Annotated in this window: 18 protein-coding genes and 2 tRNA genes; 12 read left to right on the forward strand and 8 right to left on the reverse strand. The window is 68.5% G+C overall.

Translation table 11 applies throughout. The annotated features are described in order from the left end of the window. The first annotated feature begins 39 nt into the window (after nucleotides 1–39). Nucleotides 40–312 carry an aa3-type cytochrome oxidase subunit CtaJ gene (gene ctaJ / locus U9J23_RS09050; RefSeq protein WP_085467950.1) on the forward strand — a complete coding sequence of 91 codons (273 nt, stop codon included), beginning with the start codon at nucleotides 40–42 and terminating at the stop codon, nucleotides 310–312. Continuing rightward, nucleotides 299–772 (forward strand): DUF5130 domain-containing protein, encoded by a 474-nt coding sequence (locus U9J23_RS09055; protein ID WP_059383915.1) that lies wholly within the window; start codon nucleotides 299–301, stop codon nucleotides 770–772. The genes ctaJ and U9J23_RS09055 overlap by 14 nt, the downstream gene beginning before the upstream one ends. Nucleotides 773–856: 84 nt before the next feature. On the opposite strand, the gene pepN is transcribed toward U9J23_RS09055, so the two are convergent. Beyond that, nucleotides 857–3,439, reverse strand: a complete 2,583-nt coding sequence (gene pepN / locus U9J23_RS09060) for an aminopeptidase N (protein ID WP_326602385.1) — start codon at nucleotides 3,437–3,439, stop codon at nucleotides 857–859. Nucleotides 3,440–3,502: 63 nt separating this feature from the next. Then, nucleotides 3,503–4,744, reverse strand: coding sequence for an NAD(P)/FAD-dependent oxidoreductase (locus tag U9J23_RS09065; protein WP_326602387.1), 1,242 nt, complete (start codon nucleotides 4,742–4,744; stop codon nucleotides 3,503–3,505). A gap of 159 nt (nucleotides 4,745–4,903) precedes the next feature. Between U9J23_RS09065 and U9J23_RS09070 the strand changes: the two genes are divergently transcribed. The 6 genes from U9J23_RS09070 to U9J23_RS09095 all read left to right on the forward strand — a co-directional run bounded on the left by U9J23_RS09070 (nucleotide 4,904) and on the right by U9J23_RS09095 (nucleotide 10,139). After that, nucleotides 4,904–5,536: a mycothiol-dependent nitroreductase Rv2466c family protein gene (locus tag U9J23_RS09070; protein WP_420714483.1), complete on the forward strand. Its 633-nt coding sequence runs from the start codon at nucleotides 4,904–4,906 to the stop codon at nucleotides 5,534–5,536. A 37-nt stretch (nucleotides 5,537–5,573) separates the two neighbouring features. After that, nucleotides 5,574–6,161, forward strand: a complete 588-nt coding sequence (locus tag U9J23_RS09075; protein ID WP_145691840.1) for a GNAT family N-acetyltransferase — start codon at nucleotides 5,574–5,576, stop codon at nucleotides 6,159–6,161. Nucleotides 6,162–6,339: 178 nt separating this feature from the next. Next, complete coding sequence (locus U9J23_RS09080) at nucleotides 6,340–7,554, forward strand: SfnB family sulfur acquisition oxidoreductase (RefSeq protein ID WP_145691839.1); 1,215 nt, start codon at nucleotides 6,340–6,342, stop codon at nucleotides 7,552–7,554. A 158-nt stretch (nucleotides 7,555–7,712) separates the two neighbouring features. After that, nucleotides 7,713–8,828 (forward strand): dimethylsulfone monooxygenase SfnG, encoded by a 1,116-nt coding sequence (sfnG, locus tag U9J23_RS09085; RefSeq protein WP_026061069.1) that lies wholly within the window; start codon nucleotides 7,713–7,715, stop codon nucleotides 8,826–8,828. A gap of 30 nt (nucleotides 8,829–8,858) precedes the next feature. Next, nucleotides 8,859–9,338, forward strand: a complete 480-nt coding sequence (locus U9J23_RS09090) for a ribose-5-phosphate isomerase (RefSeq protein WP_016691858.1) — start codon at nucleotides 8,859–8,861, stop codon at nucleotides 9,336–9,338. Nucleotides 9,339–9,341: 3 nt separating this feature from the next. Next, nucleotides 9,342–10,139, forward strand: coding sequence for an Fpg/Nei family DNA glycosylase (locus U9J23_RS09095; RefSeq protein ID WP_016691859.1), 798 nt, complete (start codon nucleotides 9,342–9,344; stop codon nucleotides 10,137–10,139). A 34-nt stretch (nucleotides 10,140–10,173) separates the two neighbouring features. Here U9J23_RS09095 and U9J23_RS09100 read toward each other — a convergent pair whose 3' ends face one another. The 6 genes from U9J23_RS09100 to U9J23_RS09125 form a co-directional block, all read right to left on the reverse strand. Beyond that, nucleotides 10,174–10,968: a hypothetical protein gene (locus U9J23_RS09100; protein ID WP_088897376.1), complete on the reverse strand. Its 795-nt coding sequence runs from the start codon at nucleotides 10,966–10,968 to the stop codon at nucleotides 10,174–10,176. Between the two features lie 54 nt (nucleotides 10,969–11,022). Next, complete coding sequence (locus U9J23_RS09105) at nucleotides 11,023–12,129, reverse strand: wax ester/triacylglycerol synthase domain-containing protein (protein ID WP_088897375.1); 1,107 nt, start codon at nucleotides 12,127–12,129, stop codon at nucleotides 11,023–11,025. A 119-nt stretch (nucleotides 12,130–12,248) separates the two neighbouring features. Continuing rightward, a complete protein-coding gene (locus tag U9J23_RS09110; protein WP_160876444.1) occupies nucleotides 12,249–12,824 on the reverse strand; it encodes a hypothetical protein in 576 nt (191 codons plus the stop codon). Between the two features lie 11 nt (nucleotides 12,825–12,835). Next, a complete protein-coding gene (locus U9J23_RS09115) occupies nucleotides 12,836–13,984 on the reverse strand; it encodes a zinc-dependent alcohol dehydrogenase (protein WP_106200091.1) in 1,149 nt (382 codons plus the stop codon). Nucleotides 13,985–14,057: 73 nt separating this feature from the next. Beyond that, nucleotides 14,058–15,215: a carboxylate-amine ligase gene (locus tag U9J23_RS09120; RefSeq protein ID WP_326602399.1), complete on the reverse strand. Its 1,158-nt coding sequence runs from the start codon at nucleotides 15,213–15,215 to the stop codon at nucleotides 14,058–14,060. A gap of 606 nt (nucleotides 15,216–15,821) precedes the next feature. Next, a tRNA-Gly gene (locus tag U9J23_RS09125) sits at nucleotides 15,822–15,895 on the reverse strand. 140 nt (nucleotides 15,896–16,035) lie between these two features. Between U9J23_RS09125 and U9J23_RS09130 the strand changes: the two genes are divergently transcribed. The 4 genes from U9J23_RS09130 to U9J23_RS09145 all read left to right on the forward strand — a co-directional run bounded on the left by U9J23_RS09130 (nucleotide 16,036) and on the right by U9J23_RS09145 (nucleotide 19,052). After that, nucleotides 16,036–16,112, forward strand: a tRNA-Pro gene (locus U9J23_RS09130). Nucleotides 16,113–16,185: 73 nt separating this feature from the next. Then, nucleotides 16,186–17,574, forward strand: a complete 1,389-nt coding sequence (tig, locus tag U9J23_RS09135) for a trigger factor (RefSeq protein ID WP_419957098.1) — start codon at nucleotides 16,186–16,188, stop codon at nucleotides 17,572–17,574. Between the two features lie 142 nt (nucleotides 17,575–17,716). Beyond that, entirely contained in the window at nucleotides 17,717–18,343 is a 627-nt protein-coding gene (locus tag U9J23_RS09140) for an ATP-dependent Clp protease proteolytic subunit (RefSeq protein WP_016691866.1), read from the forward strand. 46 nt (nucleotides 18,344–18,389) lie between these two features. Next, nucleotides 18,390–19,052 carry an ATP-dependent Clp protease proteolytic subunit gene (locus U9J23_RS09145; RefSeq protein WP_016691867.1) on the forward strand — a complete coding sequence of 221 codons (663 nt, stop codon included), beginning with the start codon at nucleotides 18,390–18,392 and terminating at the stop codon, nucleotides 19,050–19,052. Nucleotides 19,053–19,264: the final 212 nt, after the last annotated feature.

Here is a 19,264-nt window from a genome sequence, read left to right on the forward strand (position 1 = left end):
TATGAGGCCTTTCGGGCCCGGCTGGGCTAACGTTTGGCTGTGAGCATTCTCGAGACAACCCTGATCTTCGTCGGCATCCCGCTGCTGATCGTCTTGGTCTTCGGTGGGCTGTCCTTCGTCATGAGCAAGTACCCGGGCTCCACGCCGTCGGACGACCCGTACACGCTCGACCGGAAATGGGAGTACGAACCGCTCCTGTGGACCGCGACCGACGAATCGACCCATCCCTGGAAATACCCGCATCATGGTCACGGTCATGCCGCTCTGACCTCGGCGGAGCTGATCGGAGGTACCGCAAGTGGCAAGTGGTGACGTGATCCAGCGTCCGGCCGTAGCGCCGGAGAACCTGCCGCACGGTGCGGCACTCACCGCGAGCGGGCGCATCTCCGCCGTGCGCGGTCTCGGTCAGGCCTTCACGGGTGCGCCCTTCAAGGACCGCGACCTCATCACCCTCGACGACACGCTCACGCACGCGACGCGGATCACCAACGTGCGGTTCACCGTCTACATCGGTGACGACGTGAATCCGGCTGCGGCGACCGACGCCCTGCTGCCGACGACGCCGGACGCCGACAACTCGGTCCTCGTCGCCGTCTTCCCGAACCAGCGGAGCATCGAGATCCGCTCGGGTCGCACCGCCGCCGACCGCGCCACCGACCGGGTGCTGCAGCTCGGCGTGACCGCGGCCGTGTCGTCCTTCGGTCAGGGGAATCTGCTCGACGGCATCACCAGTGCCGTCCGCGTCATCGCGAACGCCATGGTCGCTCCCTAGTCCGGAGCCCACGACCATCTGTGGCCCGCTGCCACTCCGTGAAGGAGAGGCAGCGGGCCACAGTCGTTCGGTGAGGTCGGCGCGTCAGGACGCGTCGAACGCGCGTGCCTTCAACGAGCGCACGACCCCGGCACGGCCTTCGACGACGAGCCGGCGCAGCGCCGGCGGATGGTCGCCGGCGAGGAACTCGTCCGCCGCCGCCACCGACTGCTCACTGATCGACCACGACGGGTAGAGCCCGATCACGACGGTCTGCGCGACCTCGCTCGAACGGCGCTCCCACACCCCCGGCACCTCCGCGAAGTACCGCGCGACGTACGGCTCGAGCAGTTCGCCCTGACCGGCCGGGGCGAAACCGCCGATCACGGCGCGCGCCGTGATGTTCGGGACGCTGTCGTCGTGCACGACCGTCTGCCACACCTGTTCCTTGACGGCCTCCTGCGGACGCGCCGCGCGGGCGGCTGCCGCCTGGCGGGCACCCGCGGCCGTCGGGTCGCGTTCGGCCTCCGCGTCGATGAACGGCGACTCCACGCCCTCGGCGTCGACCTCACCCGCTGCGGCGAGCGCCTGGACGATCCGCCAGCGCAGATCGGTGTCGACCGTCAGCCCGGGCAGGCCGACCGTCGCCGGATCCGCGCCCAGCAGCTCCTCGAGCACCTCGGTGTGCCAGGGCGACAGGTACGCGGTGGTCAGCGCGTTGACGAACGCGAGCTGATGGTCGGAGCCTGCCTCGGACTCGCGGGCGAGCTCGAGCAGACGGTTGGCGAAGTCCGCCCGGCCCTGCTCCGCGGCCCAGGACGGGTCGGCGTAGCTCTCCAGCGCGGTGTGCGCCTGCATGAGCAGACGCTGGACGACACCGACCTCGGTCTCGGCGGCGATACCGCGCTGCACGAGGGCGACGAAGTCGCGCGCCTTCATCTCGGCCTGGCGGGTCATCTCCCACGCCGCCGACCACACCAGGGTGCGCGGCAGCGACTCGGCGATATCGCCGACCCGGTCGATGACGGTCGCGAGCGACTCCTCGTCGAGACGCACCGAGCAGTACGTCAGGTCGTCGTCGTTGACGAGGACGAACGCGCCGCGCGGCACACCCACCAGATCGGGGACCTCGGTGCGCTCGGCGGCGTCGACGTCGATCTCCACGCGGTGCGTGCGGACGAGCTTGCCGGAGCCGTCGTCGTCGTACACACCGATCGCGAGGCGGTGCACGCGGAACTCACCGGCGCCGGGCTGGGCACCTTCCTGCACCACCGCGAAACGCGTGAAGCGTCCCTGGTCGTCGACCTCGAAGTCCGGTCGCAGGATGTTCAGGCCGGTGGTCTTGAGCCACTGGGCACCCCAGTCCGACAGGTCGCGGCCGGAGGCCTTCTCCAGCGCGGCGAGCAGGTCGTCGAAGGTGGCGTTTCCGTAGGCGTGGTCGCGGAAGTACTCGCGCAGACCGGCGAGGAAGGGCTCCTGCCCCACATAGGCGACGAGCTGCTTGAGCACCGACGCGCCCTTGGCGTAGGTGATGCCGTCGAAGTTGACCTCGACCGCGGCGAGGTCGGGGATGTCGGCGGCGATGGGGTGCGTCGACGGCAGCTGGTCCTGCCGGTAGGCCCACGACTTCTCGACGTTCGCGAAGGTCGTCCACGCGTTGGTGTACTCGGTGGCCGAGGCCTGGCACAGCACCGACGCGAACGTCGCGAACGACTCGTTGAGCCACAGGTCGTCCCACCAGCGCATGGTGACGAGGTCGCCGAACCACATGTGCGCCATCTCGTGCAGGACGGTCTCGGCGCGGCGCTCGTAGGAGTAGCGGGTGACCTTGGAGCGGAAGACGTAGTCCTCCAGGAAGGTCACCGCGCCGGCGTTCTCCATCGCCCCGGCGTTGAATTCGGGCACGAACAGCTGGTCGTACTTGCCGAAGGCGTAGGGGATCCCGAAGTTGGCGTGGTAGAAGCCGAAGCCCTGCTTGGTCTCGGTGAACAGCCGGTCGGCGTCCATGTACTCCGCGAGCGACGCGCGGCAGAAGATGCGCAGCGGGATGGTGCCGTGCTCGTCGGTGTACTCGTCGGACCACACCGCGTACGGACCGGCGATGAGCGCGACGAGATAGGTGCTCATCCGCGGGGTGGTGCGGAAGATGTGCAGACCCGGCTGCGCGGCGGCGGTCTGCACGGTGTCGGCGTTGGAGATCACGGCCCAGTCCTGCGGCGCGGTGACCTTCAGGTCGAAGGTGGCCTTGAGATCGGGCTGGTCGAAGCACGCGAACATCCGCTTGGCGTCGGCCGTTTCGAACTGCGAGTACAGGTACACCGCGTCGTCGGTGGGGTCGACGAACCGGTGCAGGCCCTCACCGGTGTTCGTGTACAGGCAGTCGGCGTCGACGACGAGTTCGTTGTGGGCGGCGAGACCGGTGAGGGCGATGCCGGTCTCCTCGGAGTATCCGGACACGTCGACGGATTCGCCGTTGAGGGTTGCCGAGTGCACGGTCTTCGCGATGAGGTCGATGAACGTCGAGGCGCCCTCGGTCGCGTCGAATCGGACGGTGGTCACCGACCGGAAGGTCGTGGTGCCCGGCGCGCCGGCACCGTCGGTGAGATCCAGTTCGATGCTGTAGTTGTCGACGGACAGGATCGCGGCCCGTTCGGCGGCCTGCTCGCGGGTCAGATTCGGTGGTGCCACGGGAGAACTCCTTCTCACGACGGAATGTCGGTCGGCGTCCATCCCATCATGATCGACGGAGCCTCACGGAGCGACGTCGGACAACGGCACCGTGGTGTCCGTCAACCGGCCGACGTCGACGGGCCGCCCGGAGGCGATGAGAGCGCGGGTGTCGTCGCCGGCATCCCAGATGTTGACGTTCATCCCCGCCTGGACGCGTTGTTCGTCGTCGAGCCAGAAGGCGAGGAACTGCCGTCCCTGCACGTCGCCGCGGGTGACCACCCGCGCGTCGCGGGGAGCGAGCCCGACGTATTCCATGCCGAGGTCGTACTGGTCGGTGAAGAAATAGGGGAGCCGGTCGTAGGTCGCGTCGCGGCCGAGCATCGTCGCGGCCGCGACGGCCGGCTGGTTCAAAGCGTTGGCCCAGTGTTCGACGCGCACCCGGGTGCCGAGCAGCGGATGCTCCGCCGACGCGATGTCGCCGACCGCCACGATGTCCGGATCGCTCGTCCGCAGCGATGCGTCGACGAGCACGCCGTCGTCGACCGCGAGCCCGGCGTCGCGGGCCAGCTCGACGTTCGGGCGCGCCCCGACCGCGACGAGCACGGCGTCGGCGGGCACCACACTGTCGTCGCCGAACCGGATGCCGCTCGCGCGACCGTCGTAGGCGACGATCTCGCGCACCGAGGTGTTCGTCCGCAGATCGACCCCGTTCGCGCGGTGCAGGTCGGCGAACACCGCACCCATCTCCTCGCCGAGGGCGCCGAGCAGGGGCTGCTTCGCGGTCTCCGCGACCACCACGCCCGCGCCCCGGCCGCGGGCGTTCGCGGCGATCTCCATGCCTATCCATCCCGCGCCGATGACGGCCAGCCATCCCGCGTGGTCGGTCTCGCCCTGGATCGCGGCGAGCAGCGCATCGGAGTCCTCGACGGTGCGCATGACGTACACGCGTTCGGCGTCGGCTCCGGGAATCGGGACCGTGCGGGGCGTCGAGCCCGTTGCGAGAGCAAGCTTGTCGTAGTGCAGCGTCGACCCGTCGGGCAGCGTCACCGTGTGGGCGGCCGGATCGATCGCGGTGACCTTCGTGCCGAGCAGCAGTTCGACGCGGTGGTCGCGGTACCAGTCGCCGTCGTGCACCGTGAAGTCGGCGAGTTGCTTGCGTCCGGCGAAGTAGTCCTTCGACAACGGCGGTCGCTCGTAGGGCAGGTGCTCCTCCGCGCCGATCAGCAGGATGCGCCCGGGAAAGTCGCGGGCGCGCAGTTCCTCTGCCAGCTTGGCGCCGGCCAGACCCGCGCCGACGATCAGAAACGTTTCCTCACCCGACATCGTGGTGCCTCCACTGTGATGCGTGCCGGACCTGCTTCCCGGCTCCGACGTTACGGCTACCGCCCGCACTACGGCCCGGTTCAGGAAGAATCGTCGACGGGGCCGTGTTGAACATGCTTGTAGTTGTCCGGCCCGTACGAACTCTTGTGAGGAGATCTCTTGAGCGACCTGACTGCCGCGTCCTCGACCGGCAAGGACACCGCCGACTTCTGGTTCGATCCGTTGTGCCCGTGGTGCTGGATCACCTCGCGCTGGATCCTCGAGGTCACGAAGGTGCGCGACATCGAGGCGCGTTTCCACGTGATGAGCCTGGCCGTGCTGAACGAGGGGCGCGACCTGCCGGAGGAGTACGCCGAGCTGATGACGAAGGCGTGGGGCCCGGTGCGCGTCGCGATTGCCGCGGCGCAGAAGTACGGCGACGACATCCTCTCCCCGCTGTACACGGCGATGGGCACCCGCATCCACAACGAGGGCAACAAGGACTTCGCGGACGTGATCGCCGCGTCGCTCGCCGAACTCGACCTCGACGCCTCGCTGGCAGAGGCCGCCGACAGCGATGCCTACGACGAGGCTCTGCGCACGAGCCACCACGCCGGCATGGACAAGGTGGGCCAGGACGTCGGTACCCCCACGATCCACGTCAACGGCATCGCCTTCTTCGGTCCCGTCCTGTCGAAGATCCCGCGCGGCGAAGAGGCCGGGAAGGTGTGGGACGGCGTGGTCGCTCTCGCGTCCTACCCGCATTTCTTCGAACTCAAGCGCAGCCGCGACGAGGAGCCCGACTTCTCCTGACCGGGCATCGCCGTGGCGCTCGGTAGAGTGCCACGGCGTGTCGAACGATCATGTGGTCCGGCCGGCGACGGTGCACGATGTCGAGAAGGCGACGGCAACGCTCGGACGAGCGTTCCGCGACTATCCGTTCACCCGCTACACCGTCGACGGCCGGGACCACGAGACCCGGGTCCGCGACCTGCAGGGGCTCTTCCTCGCCGAGATCGGCATGCGCTGCGGCGAGGTGTGGGTCTCCGACGACGTCGACGCGGTGGCCGTGTGGACGACGCCCGACTCCATCGGGCTCGGGGAGGCGTTCGCGTCCGTCGCCGATCGGGTGACGGAACTGCGGGGCGATCGTGCCCGCGCCGCCGAACTGGCCGAGCAGGCCACCGCGGAACTGCAGCCGAACGAGCCCGTGTGGTTCCTGGCCACGGTGGGCGTCGATCCCACCTCGCAGGGTCGCGGCCTGGGACGGGCCGTCCTCGAACCCGGACTCCGCGCGGCCGAGCGGCAGGGGGTCGCGGCCTGTCTGGAAACCTCCTCGGAGACGAACGTCGCGCTCTACGAACGTCTCGGATTCGTCGTCACCGGTGTCGTGGAGCTGCCGGACGGCGGCCCGAAGGTCTGGGCGATGCGCCGCTGACCTGACGGAGACTCGGGACCGGAGGTCGCAACGCTCCGCGCGTACAGACTTGTGCTCATCCCGAATTCAATTCTCGGCTTCGGGTCGGACGCGGACTACCGTGATGCATCATGGCTGTTCCCTGTCCCCGTACCCTGCTCGTCACACCCAGCGCGTCGCTCGCGCCGGAGGTGACGCGATGACCACCTCACGCACCGCGACCCGCCTTGCAGACACCGGCGAGGCCCTGCGCGTCGCTTCTGCGCTCGCCGACGAGTTCGCAGCCGGCGCGTCACGTCGTGATGCCGAACGGGAACTGCCGCGCGACGAGATCCGCGCGCTCGCGTCCTCCGGACTGCTCGCGGTGACCGTGCCCACCGAATACGGCGGCATCGCCGCTCCGTACGAAGTGGTCGCCGAGATCTTCCGGATCCTGGCCTCGGCGGATCCGAGCATCGCCCAGATCCCGCACTCGCACTTCACCTTCCTCGAGGCGATCCGGTCCCAGGGCAGCGACGAGCAGAAGCGTTTCTTCTACGGCGAGGTGCTCGACGGGGCGCTGTTCGCCAACGCCCAGAGCGAACGCGGATCGCGTGCGGTGAACATCGACAGCACCGTGCTGCGCCGACGGGACGACGGCTACGTCCTCACCGGCCGCAAGTTCTACAGCACCGGTGCGCTGTTCGCCGACTGGATCGCGGTGCGCGCCAGCCTCGCCGACAACCCGGACGCGACCGACGCGTCGACCCCGAAGGCCGTCGCCTTCGTCCGGCGCGAGACCGCCGGACTCACCGTCGTCGACGACTGGGACGGCATGGGCCAACGCACCACCGCCAGCGGCACCGTCACCCTCGACGACATCGAGGTCCCCGACGCGGCGGTCGTGCCGTACACGCCGATCTTCGAAGCGCCCACCACCTACGGCGCTCAAGCGCAGCTGCTGCACTCGGCGATCGACGTGGGTATCGCGACCGGCGCACTCGCCGAGGCCGTCGTCCAGGCAGGTCGCGCACGGCCGCACTTCGAGGCGGATGTCGAACGAGCAGTGGACGATCCGCTGCTCGTCCAGATCGCCGGAGAGGCCACCGTCACCGTCCGGGCCGCCCAGGCACTGCTCGCGGAGGCAGGGCGGGCCGTCGACCGCGCACGCGCGAACCCGACCGCAGAGACCACCGCCGCGGCCTCCATCGAGGTCGCGACCGCGAAGGTCGCCGCGACCCGCGCCGCCGTCGAGACGGCGAACATCCTGTTCGAACTCGGCGGCACCCGCAGCGCATCGGGAGCCGCGAATCTGTCGCGCTACTGGCGCGACGCCCGCACGCACACCCTGCACGACGCGACCCGGTGGAAGCTCCAGCACATCGGCCGGTGGACCCTCAGCGGCACCCACCCGCCGCGCTACGGCGTGCTCTGACCCGCCTCCGGCGGGGTGTGCTCCGACCTGCCTCCGGCGGGGTGTGCTCCGACCTGCCTCCGGCGGGGTGTGCTCCGACCCGCCTCCGGCGGTCCACTGTTCGGATCTCGTTGATTCTTATGGTGGGCGCGAGGTCGATCCCGGGCTTGGATGAACACATGTCGACCGAACGCATCGCCGATCAGACCACTTTCGCCTACTGGGTGCCCAACGTCAGTGGTGGTCTGGTCACCTCGGACATCGAACAGCGCACGAGCTGGGACTACGAGTACAACGTCGAGCTCGCCCGCACGGCCGAGAACAACGGCTTCGAATACGCACTGAGCCAGGTGCGGTACGAGGCCAGCTACGGCGCGGAGTTCCAGCACGAGTCGACGAGTTTCAGCCTCGCTCTGCTGCTCGCCACCGAGCGGCTCAAGGTCATCGCCGCCGTCCACCCCGGTCTGTGGCAGCCGGCCGTGCTGGCCAAGCTCGGCGCGACCGCCGACCAGCTGTCCGGTGGCCGGTTCGCGGTCAACGTCGTCAGCGGATGGTTCAAGGACGAGTTCACCCACATGGGTGAGCCGTGGCTCGAGCACGACGAGCGCTACCGGCGCAGCGCCGAGTTCCTCCAGGTGCTCCGCAAGATCTGGACCGAGGACGAGGTCGACTTCCGCGGCGACTTCTACCGGATCCACGACTTCACACTGAAGCCGAAGCCGGCCAACACCCCCGAGCGCCCGAATCCGGAGCTGTTCCAGGGTGGCAACTCCACCGCCGCCATCGCCAACGGTGGTCGCTACGCCGACTGGTACTTCAGCAACGGCAAGGACTACGACGGCATCACCGCCCAGATCGACGAGCTGCGCGAGGTCGCCCGTGCCCACGACCGCGAGGTGAAGATCGGGCTCAACGGGTTCATCATTGCCCGCGACACCGAGAAGGAGGCCCGCGACACCCTCCGGGAGATCGTGGAGAAGGCGAACAAGCCGGCCGTCGAGGGCTTCCGCAGTGCCGTCCGGCAGGCCGGTTCGTCCACGGGCGACAAGAAGGGCATGTGGGCGGACTCGACTTTCGAGGATCTCGTCCAGTACAACGACGGTTTCAAGACCCAGCTCATCGGCACGCCCGAGCAGATCGCACATCGCATCGTCGAATACCGTCGTCGCGGCGTCGACCTGATCCTCGCCGGTTTCCTGCACTTCCAGGAGGAGGTCGAGTACTTCGGCAGGAACGTGCTGCCGATCGTGCGCGAACTCGAGGCCCAGGAGGCCCGCGAACCCGTCGGCGTCTGACACACCGACCGGCCTCGTTAGACTCGGCCCATGCGCGTTTACCTGGGAGCCGACCACGCGGGCTTCGAACGGAAGAATGAGATCATCGAGCACCTGAAGAAGAACGGCCACGAGCCGATCGACTGCGGTGCGTTCGAGTACGACGCCCTCGACGACTACCCGGCCTTCTGCATCGAGGCCGCGCGGCGCACCGTCGCCGACAAGGGCAGCCTCGGCATCGTGCTCGGGGGTAGCGGCAACGGCGAGCAGATCGCCGCCAACAAGGTGCCGGGTGCGCGCTGCGCCCTGGCGTGGAGCGTCGACACCGCCAAGCTTGCGCGCGAGCACAACAACGCGCAGCTCATCGGCATCGGTGGCCGTATGCACAGCCTCGAGGAGACCCTCGCGATCGTCGACGCCTTCCTGTCGACCGAGTGGTCGAACGAGGAGCGTCACCAGCGCCGCATCGACATCCTCGCCGAGTACGAGAAGACCGGCGAGGCCCCGGCGGTTCCCGGCGCGCCTGCCTGATCCGTGCCCGAAGGACACATCCTGCACCGGCTCGCCCGGCTGCACCACGAGTGGTATTCGGGTGCGCCGGTGCGGGTGTCCAGTCCGCAGGGGCGGTTCGCCGACGGTGCCGCCGCCGTGGACGGACGCGTCCTGACCCACGCGGACGCGTGGGGCAAGCATCTCTTCCACCACTACGAGGGTGGTCTCGCCGTCCACGTGCATCTCGGTATCTACGGTGAGTTCACCGACCGCGAGTTGCCGCTCGGCGAACCGGTCGGACAGGTGCGGATGCGGATGATCGGCGCGCGCCACGGCAGCGACCTGCGTGGTCCGGCGGCGTGCGAGGTGCTCACCCCCGGTGAGGTCGAGTCGATCGAGGCCCGGCTCGGTCCCGACCCGCTGCGTCCCGACGCCGATCCCGAGCGGGCGTGGCGCCGCATCGGCAGATCACGCACCGCGATCGGGGCGTTGCTCATGAACCAGGCCGTCATCGCCGGGGTCGGCAACGTCTACCGCGCCGAAGTGCTCTTCCGCCACGGCATCCATCCGGAACGTCCGGGAAACAAGCTGTCCCGCAGTGAGTTCGACGCGATCTGGGCCGACCTCGTCGAGCTGATGAACGTCGGTGTCGAGCACGGGCGCATGCACGTCGTGCGACCCGAACACGACCACGGCGCGCCGGCCTACGCCAAGAACAGACCCCGTACGTACGTCTATCGCCGTGCCGGCGAACCCTGCCGGATCTGCGGGACTCCCGTCCTGCACTCGGTCATGCAGGCGCGGAACCTGTTCTGGTGCCCGGTCTGTCAGCCGAGCTGACCCGACTCAGGGGATTCGGCTCAGTCGACCCGGCTCAGAAATCGAAGCCGCCGAAATCGAATCCGCCGCCGTCCCCGCCACCGAAGTCGCCGCCACCGAAATCGTCACCGCCTCCGAACTCGTCGCCCCCGCCGTATTCGTCACCACCGCCGAAGTCGTCGCCCCCGCCTGTCTCCGCGGACGGATCACCGACGCCGGATTCGAATGCCTGCGCGTCGTAGGGGACACCGGCCATCCCGGCGAACATCGTCGAGAAGAGCAGCATCGAGCCGACACCCCACGCGCCTGCCACCAGGGCGGGCTTCCACCACGGCTCCGAATACCAGCCCGCAGGGACGGGCCGGCCCGCGACGCGACCGCCCGGGTAGTAGTTCGGTGTCGCGGAGGACGGTGACGGCGACGCGGCGATGGTGCGTCCCTCGAAGTCGACGGTGCGTTTCTCGGTGACCTCGCCGGCGGACTTCTGTCCGTCGAGCGTCGGGATCTCCGGACCCGGGTCCATGCCCATCGCCAGGCGCGCGGCGCGGATGTAGTACAGACCTTCGAGCGCGGTCTGTTTCGCGAGACGCGCCTGCATCGGCGAGTTCGCCTGCTCGATCTGGGAGCCGGCGGCGGTGAAGCGCTCGGATGCGTCCGCCAGCGCTTGGCGTGAGGCGTCGTCGGTGCCGGTCAGGTTGTAGATCTGGCCGCCGAGACGCTCGATCGCCTGCCGTGCGTCGGCCTTGGCGTCGTCGAGGGTGACGGTGCGGTGACGGGTGGTGCTCTTCTGGGAGCGGGAGACGAAGTACACCACGGCACCGACGGCGGCGAGGATGAGCAGAAGTTCCACGGCCGATCCTTCCGGTGGGGAGGGTCCTGTTCTCCAGCGTACCGACGCGGGGAGTCACTCCCCGAGGACCGCGCGCATCCCTTCCTGCAGGCAGGAATCGAACGAATCGCGGTTGGGGAGGACCGTGGGGTCCACCGCCAGGCCCATGCAGCAGGTGTCGCGGTAGGACATCGCCGACGCGGTCATCATTGCGCCGTCGGCCGCGCCGAAGCCGTAGTACCGCTCGATCTTCGCGCCACCGACGTAGAGCGGTGCGTGGGAACCCGGGAGCGTGGACACCACCACGTCCCGCGGACCGACGGCGATGTCGGCCTGTGCTCCGGCGGAGGACGGGAACGAGATGTCGATGCGTCGCATGAGATCGACCGCGTCCATCGCGTGGATCTCCGTCTCGTCCTCGGGTGCCATGGCCACCGCTCCGCCGTCCGGCCCGGGCACGACGACGCGCAGGCCGTCGATCGAGCGGCCGTGTCGACGGCGGTACTCGCTGCACGCGAGGAGCATCGCGGCGGAGAACCCGCTCGACACGCGACAGCCCGCGCGTTCGCAGGCGTGACGCAGGGCGGCGAGATCCGCGTCGAGCACGTGCAGTCGCGGCGCGCGGGGTGCGGGCTCCTCGCGGTCGCCGGTGCGTCCGAGCAGGGCATTGATCAATCCGGTGCCCAGCGACGTGAACACGTGCGCGGCGGTGCGGAACGACTCGGCGCTCTGCTCGGACACCGATTTCGCCCACGACAACATGGAGTCGGACTGCCCGGGAGCCGGCACGGAGCCGAGATGGCGCAGGCGGATCACCAGTGCCGACTGGCCGCCGTCGAGGCCGTCGAGCAGGGTCAGTTCCCAGCGCGGGTGCCCGAGTCCCGAGGGCTCGGGTGCGGTGCGGGCGTAGGCGAGCACCTCCTCGAAACTCGCCGGGGCGGGCAGCTCGACCCGCTCGAGATGCCAGGGCGGATCCGAGTCCGGATGCCCGGTACGGCGCGGCGGGTCGAGGCCGAACGGAAGTTCCACCACGCGGTGCCGGAAGCTCGGCGACTCGTGGTTGCCCGGCGCGAGCACCGCCGCGACCCGATCCCAGTCGGGGGTGGCGTCGAGAAGGACGGCGGCGACGACCGAGGAGCCGGGGGAGCAGTCCCGGGCGAGGTCGTCGGAGGTGTCCTTCACAACAGGGACGGTCTCATATCGTGAACGACACACACCCGCGCATGACTCTCGCTTTGCACTATCGAGTCGAAAAGGTGACACGTCGTTGCTGGATTCGGGATGTCCCCACATGCCGGTCCTCACCGCCGCGCTCGTCCTCTCCAACGTCCGACGGCCACTGCGCCCAGACCCGCCGCGGCGATCCACGGTGCTCCCGAGACGAACGGATCGAGCCACTGGTGATTGACGTCGGCCCGCGAACTCCGACGTCGCGATGCCCCACCGTGCGCGGTGATCTCCGCCCGGAGTCCGCTCTCGGTCACCGGATTGTCGGGGCGGCCCTGCAGCAGCGCCCGGACCCGGCTCTCGGCGACGTCGATGCGGTCGGCGCCGATCAGAAGTAACCAGTGCGCGGCGCGGGCCTCGCTGTACCGGCGGTAGGCGTGCCTGCGCACGACACCCGACAGTCCCTTCAACGGCGCGGTGGTGCCGAAGACCGGCGTGACGAAGGCGTGCTCGATCGAGCGTTCGCGGGTCTCGTGTCCCGGCTGGCGTTCGGGGAAGTCCCAGTGCGCGCCCGTCGCCTCGGGCGCGAAGCGTTCCTTCGGCACCGACGGGCGGTCGCGCGGATCCAGGTCGACGCCCCAGCCGGGGATACGGGCACGCAGCTGGTCGGGGGTCTCGGGCGGTTCGGGCTTGTCTGCGGTGTAGGCCATGATGGTCCTCCTCAGCTCCCGTCGGCGACGATGATCGGTTTGATGCACCCGTCGAGCTTCGACGAGAACATGTGGTAGGCCTCCGCAATGTGTTCGAGCGGAACGCGGTGCGTGACGATGTCGTTCGGTTTCAGGTAGCCGTTGCGGACGTGCTCGAACAGCCGCGGCCACTGGCGCTTGACGGGGCACTGGTTCATTCGCAGCGTCAGGCCCTTGTTGAGCGCGTCGCCGAACTTCACGGCACTGAAGATCGGGCCGTAGGCGCCCATCACCGAGATGGTGCCGCCCTTACGGACACCGTCGATGGCCCAGTTCAGCGCGACCGGCGAGCCACCCTGCATCTTCAGCTTCGCGGCGGTGACGTGCTGCAGGAAGTTCCCGTCGGCCTCCGCGCCGACGGCGTCGATGGCGACGTCCGCCCCGAGATGGCCGGTGATCTTCTTCAGATGGACGACGATGTCGTCGTACTCCGCGAAGTTGTAGGTCTCGGCGTGTGCGAAGGTGCGGGCCTTCTCCAGCCGGTACTCGAGATGGTCGATCACGATGACCCGGCCGGCCCCCATGAACCAGGCGGACTTCGCCGCGTACAGGCCCACCGGGCCGGCGCCGAAGACCACGACCGTGTCGCCCTCGACGATGTCGCCCAGTTGGGCACCGAAGTAGCCGGTCGCCAGGGCGTCGGTGAGCATCAGAGCGTCCTCGCCGTCCATCCAGTCGGGCACGACGGTGGGACCGACGTCGGCGAACGGCACCCGCACGAACTCGGCCTGGCCACCGTCGTAGCCGCCGCAGGTGTGCGAGTAGCCGTAGATGCCACCGACCGCGGTGGCGTTGGGGTTGACGTTGTGGCAGTTCGAATACAGGCCGCGCGCGCAGAAGAAGCACGACCCGCAGAAGACGTTGAACGGGACCATGACGCGGTCGCCGGGTTTCAGGCTCTGCACCGACGGACCGACCTCGTGGACCACCCCGACGAACTCGTGGCCGAAGGTCGTACCGACGCGGGTGTCGGGCATCATCCCGTGGTAGAGGTGCAGGTCGGAACCGCAGATCGCCGCCAACTCGACGCGCACGATGGCGTCGTTGGGATGCTCGATCCGGGGAATGTCCTTCTCTTCGACGCGGACCCGATACGGGCCGCGATAGACCATCGCGCGCATACGTGCTCCCTCGTCGTGGCTCGTGTGGTCGCGAATTCCCGAGGGAAGGACCTCCAAACGGCAGGTCGCGGGATCAGAGCGCCGGAACGTCCGGGGCGGGGTGGGCGCCGCCGGACAGGGGAGGAGTCTGCGGTCCGTCGACGAACGCGCGGTGCAGTGCGTCGACGACGTCGGCGACGGCGTGACGGCGGGCGAACGCGCGTCGCTGCAGCATCGCCCCGGTGCCGCGGGCGAGGATCGTCTCCCACATCGCCGCCGCGCACCGGTGGTCGCCGGTCGCCTCGAGTTGTGGGCGGATGTATCGGAGGAAAGCGCGGAACGACTGTTGCGCGGTGGCGGGCCGTCCGGTGAACACGTCGACGGCACGTCCGGTCGGCCCCTCGCGAGCAGCGCACAGGTACGCGGCGTGGACGACCTCGTCGGCGACCGGAGGAGCAGTGATGCCCGCCCGGACCTCTCGTTCGGCGGTGGCGACGAGCGCGCGGACGAGCATCGCCAGGAGAACAGTCTCGTCGACCGTCGCCGGCACGTCGCTCACCCGGATCTCGACGGTAGGCAGATGCGCCGAGGGACGCACGTCCCAATAGACCATGCCCGGATCGAGGATGTTGCCGCTCTCGATCATCATGGCGACGATCGCGTCGTAGTGCTCCGCCGACGTGAACCGCGGGGGAGGACCCGCGCACGGCCAGCGGGAGGCCATGATCGCCCGCCAACTGGCGTACCCGGTGTCGCGGCCCCGATGGATGGGCGAGTTGGCCGTCGCGGCCAGCAGGGTGGGCAACCACACCCGGACGTGATTGCACACCAGGACGGCGGTTTCGCGGTCCGCAACACCGACGTGGACGTGGCAGCCGCAGACCTCCTGCTCCTCGACGAGACGTCCGTACCGCTCGGCCATCGTCCGGTAGCGCGGCACATCCGTCACGGACGCGAGCTGTTGGAGCGTGGGCGACACACCCGACGCGAGCAGACCCACGTGCGCCTCCCGCGCGGCCGCGGCTGCGATGGTCCGGCCCTCGACGACACGCGCACGCAACTCGGCCGAGCTGCGGCAGACCGGTGTGTTCACCTCGACCTGGATGCGTTTGAGCTCGTAGTCCATGTCGAGTCCGAGCCGGGCGGCTGTGGCCACGACGAGGTCGTTGCTCGCGGTGAGCCGTTCGGAGGTCGGGTCGACGAGGAAGAACTCCTCCTCGACGCCGACGGTCGGAGCGGAGGTCGGGGGCATGTCCGGAGTCGGTCTGTGGCGCCGAGGCATCGTTGCCTCCCTGCATAGCGAGGCGCCGTCGGTACAGCCGGCGCCGTCGGTGACGCCGGCGCCTTCTCGACCGACCGCTGACCTACGGGGGTGAGACGACGATACTCGGATTTCACACCGGAGAACGGCATTCGATGGGGGAGAGGGACCGACCGGAGTCGTTCCCGACTCCGGCCGGCCGGAGGTGGGGCGAGGCCGGTCCCTCGACACCCCCTGCGGTGTCATCCGACGACGCCCCACCCGTTCGCGGTCGCGTCCACGGGAGGGACGCGACGAGGAATCACGACGCGGTGGTTCGTGCGGTCGTCGGAATGCGGATGGGCGGGCCGGACGAGACGGGGCCGGACGAGAAGGGCGAGGACCGAGGCCGACGCGAGTCGAACCGAAGTGGACTGCAGCCGAGGTCGCATTCGGACGACCTGTGGTGGGGCTGCTTCTCAACCTCGACGGCATGATGACACCCCTCGGGACCATGTGTCCAGGAATGTGCATGTCACCTGCCGGAAACCGGACGTCGGCGACGGTCCGGAACGACGAAGCCCGCCGGTGCTGTGTGCACCCGGCGGGCTTCCTCCGTGGAGGGGATGACGGGAATCGAACCCGCGTAGCCAGTTTGGAAGACTGGGGCTCTACCATTGAGCTACATCCCCGTTGCGGCTGCGGCGCCGGTGTCGACCGGTGCTGCGGCTTGCGAGATGTGACTGTACCGGACCTCGCTTTGGATTTCATAATCGGGGGGCCGTAGGATTCTGCGATGGGTCCCGCGGGTCGGATGCGGTGCCTTCACGACCGGGATGTGGCGCAGCTTGGTAGCGCATCCGCTTTGGGAGCGGAGGGTCGCAGGTTCGAATCCTGTCATCCCGACCAGATCGAACAGCGTCAGCGCGCTCAGTAGTGACACGAACGACCGACAAGAGAGCACGACAGAAGGAGCATGTCCGTGAAGAGCACCGTCGAGCAGCTGAGCCCGACGCGAGTCCGTATCAATGTTGAGGTGCCCTTCGAGGAGCTCCAGCCTGATTTCGACCGCGCTTTCAAGGCCCTCGCCGGCCAGGTCCGCATCCCGGGCTTCCGCCCCGGTAAGGCTCCTCGCAAGATCCTCGAGGCCCGCGTCGGCCGCGGCGCCGTTCTGGACCAGGTCATCAACGAGGCCATCCAGAGCCGCTACAGCGAAGCCGTGACCGCGAACGACGTCAAGGTCATCAGCCAGCCCGAGATCGACGTCACCAAGCTCGAGGACAACGTCGAGCTGGCGTTCACCGCCGAGGTCGACGTCCGTCCCGAGATCACCCTCCCCGATTTCTCCGAGATCGCCGTCACCGTCGATCCCGTCGAGATCACCGACGAGGACATCGCCGAGCAGCTGCTGTCGCTGCGTCAGCGCTTCGGCACCCTCACGGGCGTCGAGCGTCCGGTGCAGGACGGCGACTTCGTCTCCATCGACCTCTCCGCGACGGTCGACGGCAACGAGGTTCCCGAGGCCGCCACCGAGGGCCTGTCGCACGAGGTCGGCTCCGGCCAGCTCATCGACGGACTCGACGAGGCGATCATCGGCCTGTCCGCCGGCGAGTCGAAGGAGTTCACCTCCACGCTGGTCGCCGGTGAGTACGCCGGTAAGGAAGCCGTCGTCACCGTCAAGGTCAACACCGTCAAGCAGCGCGAGCTGCCCGAGGCCGACGACGAGTTCGCGCAGCTCGCGAGCGAGTTCGACACCATCGGCGAGCTCGAGGCCGACCTCCGCGAGCGCGTCCAGCGCGTCAAGCAGGTCGAGCAGGCCGGCCAGATCCGCGACAAGGTCCTCGAAGTTCTCCTCGAGACCGTCGAGATCCCGGTCCCCGAGGCCGCCGTCCAGGCCGAGGTCGACAGCGCGCTGCACGACGCGATCCACGAGCTCGATCACGACGAGACCAAGCTGAACGAGCTGCTCGAGGCCCAGGGTACGAGCCGCGAGGAGTTCGACAAGGAAGCACGCGAGTCCGCCGAGCGTTCGGTGAAGACCCAGCTGCTCCTCGACGCGATCGCCGAGGCGGAGAACACCACGGTCGAGCAGCAGGAGCTGACCGAGCGCATCTTCTTCCAGGCGCAGCGCTACGGCATCCCGCCGGAGCAGTTCATCCAGCAGATCAGCCAGGCCAACCAGCTCGGCGCCGTCTTCGCCGACGTCCGCCGCGGCAAGGCGCTCGGCACCGTCGTCGATCGCGCCACCGTGACCGATACCACGGGTGCGACCGTCGACACCAGCGAGCTGTTCGGCACCAAGAACGACGACGACGACGCCGAGGGCGAGAACGCCGAGGCGGAGACCACCGAGGACTCGGCTTCCGAGTAGTCGGACGACCCACGGAGATTCGAAACCCCAGGGGCACGAATTTCCGCTTTCAGCGAAGAGGGGCGGCACCGGGCATCCGGTGCCGCCCCGTTTCGTTAGTGTCAGTGTCAGCAACCCACGATCGACGAGAAGGCAGGTACCCGTGACTCCTCAGAATCCGGCGACATCCATCGGTCCCGCGATGACCTCGGCCACCGCTGGGCTGAACCTCAGCGACTCGGTGTACGAACGCCTGCTCCGCGAGCGCATCATCTTCCTGGGCACCCAGGTCGACGACGACATCGCGAACAAGCTGTGCGCGCAGATCCTTCTGCTGTCGGCCGAGGACCCCACCCGCGACATCTCCCTGTACATCAACTCGCCGGGCGGTTCGGTCACCGCCGGTATGGCGATCTACGACACGATGAAGTTCGTCGAGTGCGATGTCGCGACCTTCGCGATGGGCCTTGCCGCCTCGATGGGTCAGTTCCTGCTCTCCGCCGGCACCAAGGGCAAGCGTTACGCACTCCCGCACGCGCGGATCATGATGCACCAGCCGTCCGCAGGCATCGGTGGTACGGCGAGCGACATCGCGATCATGGCGGAGCAGTTCGCACACACCAAGCGCGAGATGGCCGAGCTCATCGCGGAGCACACGGGCCAGTCGGTGGAGCAGATCACCAAGGACTCCGACCGCGACCGCTGGTTCACGGCGCAGCAGGCGCTCGAATACGGCTTCGTCGACCACGTCGTCTCCCGGGCGCAGCAGGCCGGCGGCACCGCCAACTAGGTCCCGGCCCGATCTGCCCTCACACCACCGAATTCTTGGAGAAGCGATGACCAACATGTTCGATCCGCGTCAGCTCGGCGGCGCCGCTCCTGCCTCGCCCGCGAGCCGCTACATCCTCCCGTCGTTCATCGAGCACTCGAGCTACGGCGTCAAGGAATCCAACCCGTACAACAAGCTGTTCGAAGAGCGCATCATCTTCCTCGGCGTCCAGGTCGACGACGCGTCCGCCAACGACGTGATGGCCCAGCTGCTGGTGCTCGAGTCGCTCGATCCCGACCGCGACATCACCATGTACATCAACTCGCCGGGTGGTTCGTTCACCTCGCTCATGGCGATCTACGACACCATGCAGTACGTCCGCGCCGACATCACCACGGTGTGCCTCGGCCAAGCGGCGTCCGCCGCGGCCGTCCTGCTCGCCGCCGGCACCCCGGGCAAGCGTCTGGCGCTGCCCAACGCTCGCGTGCTCATCCACCAGCCCGCGACGGGTGGCATCCAGGGTCAGGTCTCCGACCTCGAGATCCAGGCCGCCGAGATCGAGCGCATGCGTACCCTCATGGAGAACACGCTCTCGAAGCACACCGGCAAGGATCCCGAGCAGATCCGCAAGGACACCGATCGGGACAAGATCCTCACGGCGGAGCAGGCCGTCGAATACGGTCTGATCGACCGGGTCCTCGAGTACCGCAAGCTCTCGGCCCAGAAGTAGAACGTCGCAGGCGGTTCCGGAAGGCACGGTGCCTTCCGGAACCGCCGACGCCGGGACTGTGATCGCCGACACATGTTGTGCTGTACAAATATGACCGGAAACGCGCAGAACCGGTCGACCTGCGCGCCGACATCCGGGTACGGTCGATCAAAGGGCCCGCTCCCCGGGACCGCCCCGTGTGGTGGTTGCGGGACCGGTTGCACGCACACGAG

The sequence above is a fragment of the Rhodococcus sp. PD04 genome (assembly GCF_035918275.1).
Classification (GTDB): domain Bacteria; phylum Actinomycetota; class Actinomycetes; order Mycobacteriales; family Mycobacteriaceae; genus Rhodococcus; species Rhodococcus rhodochrous.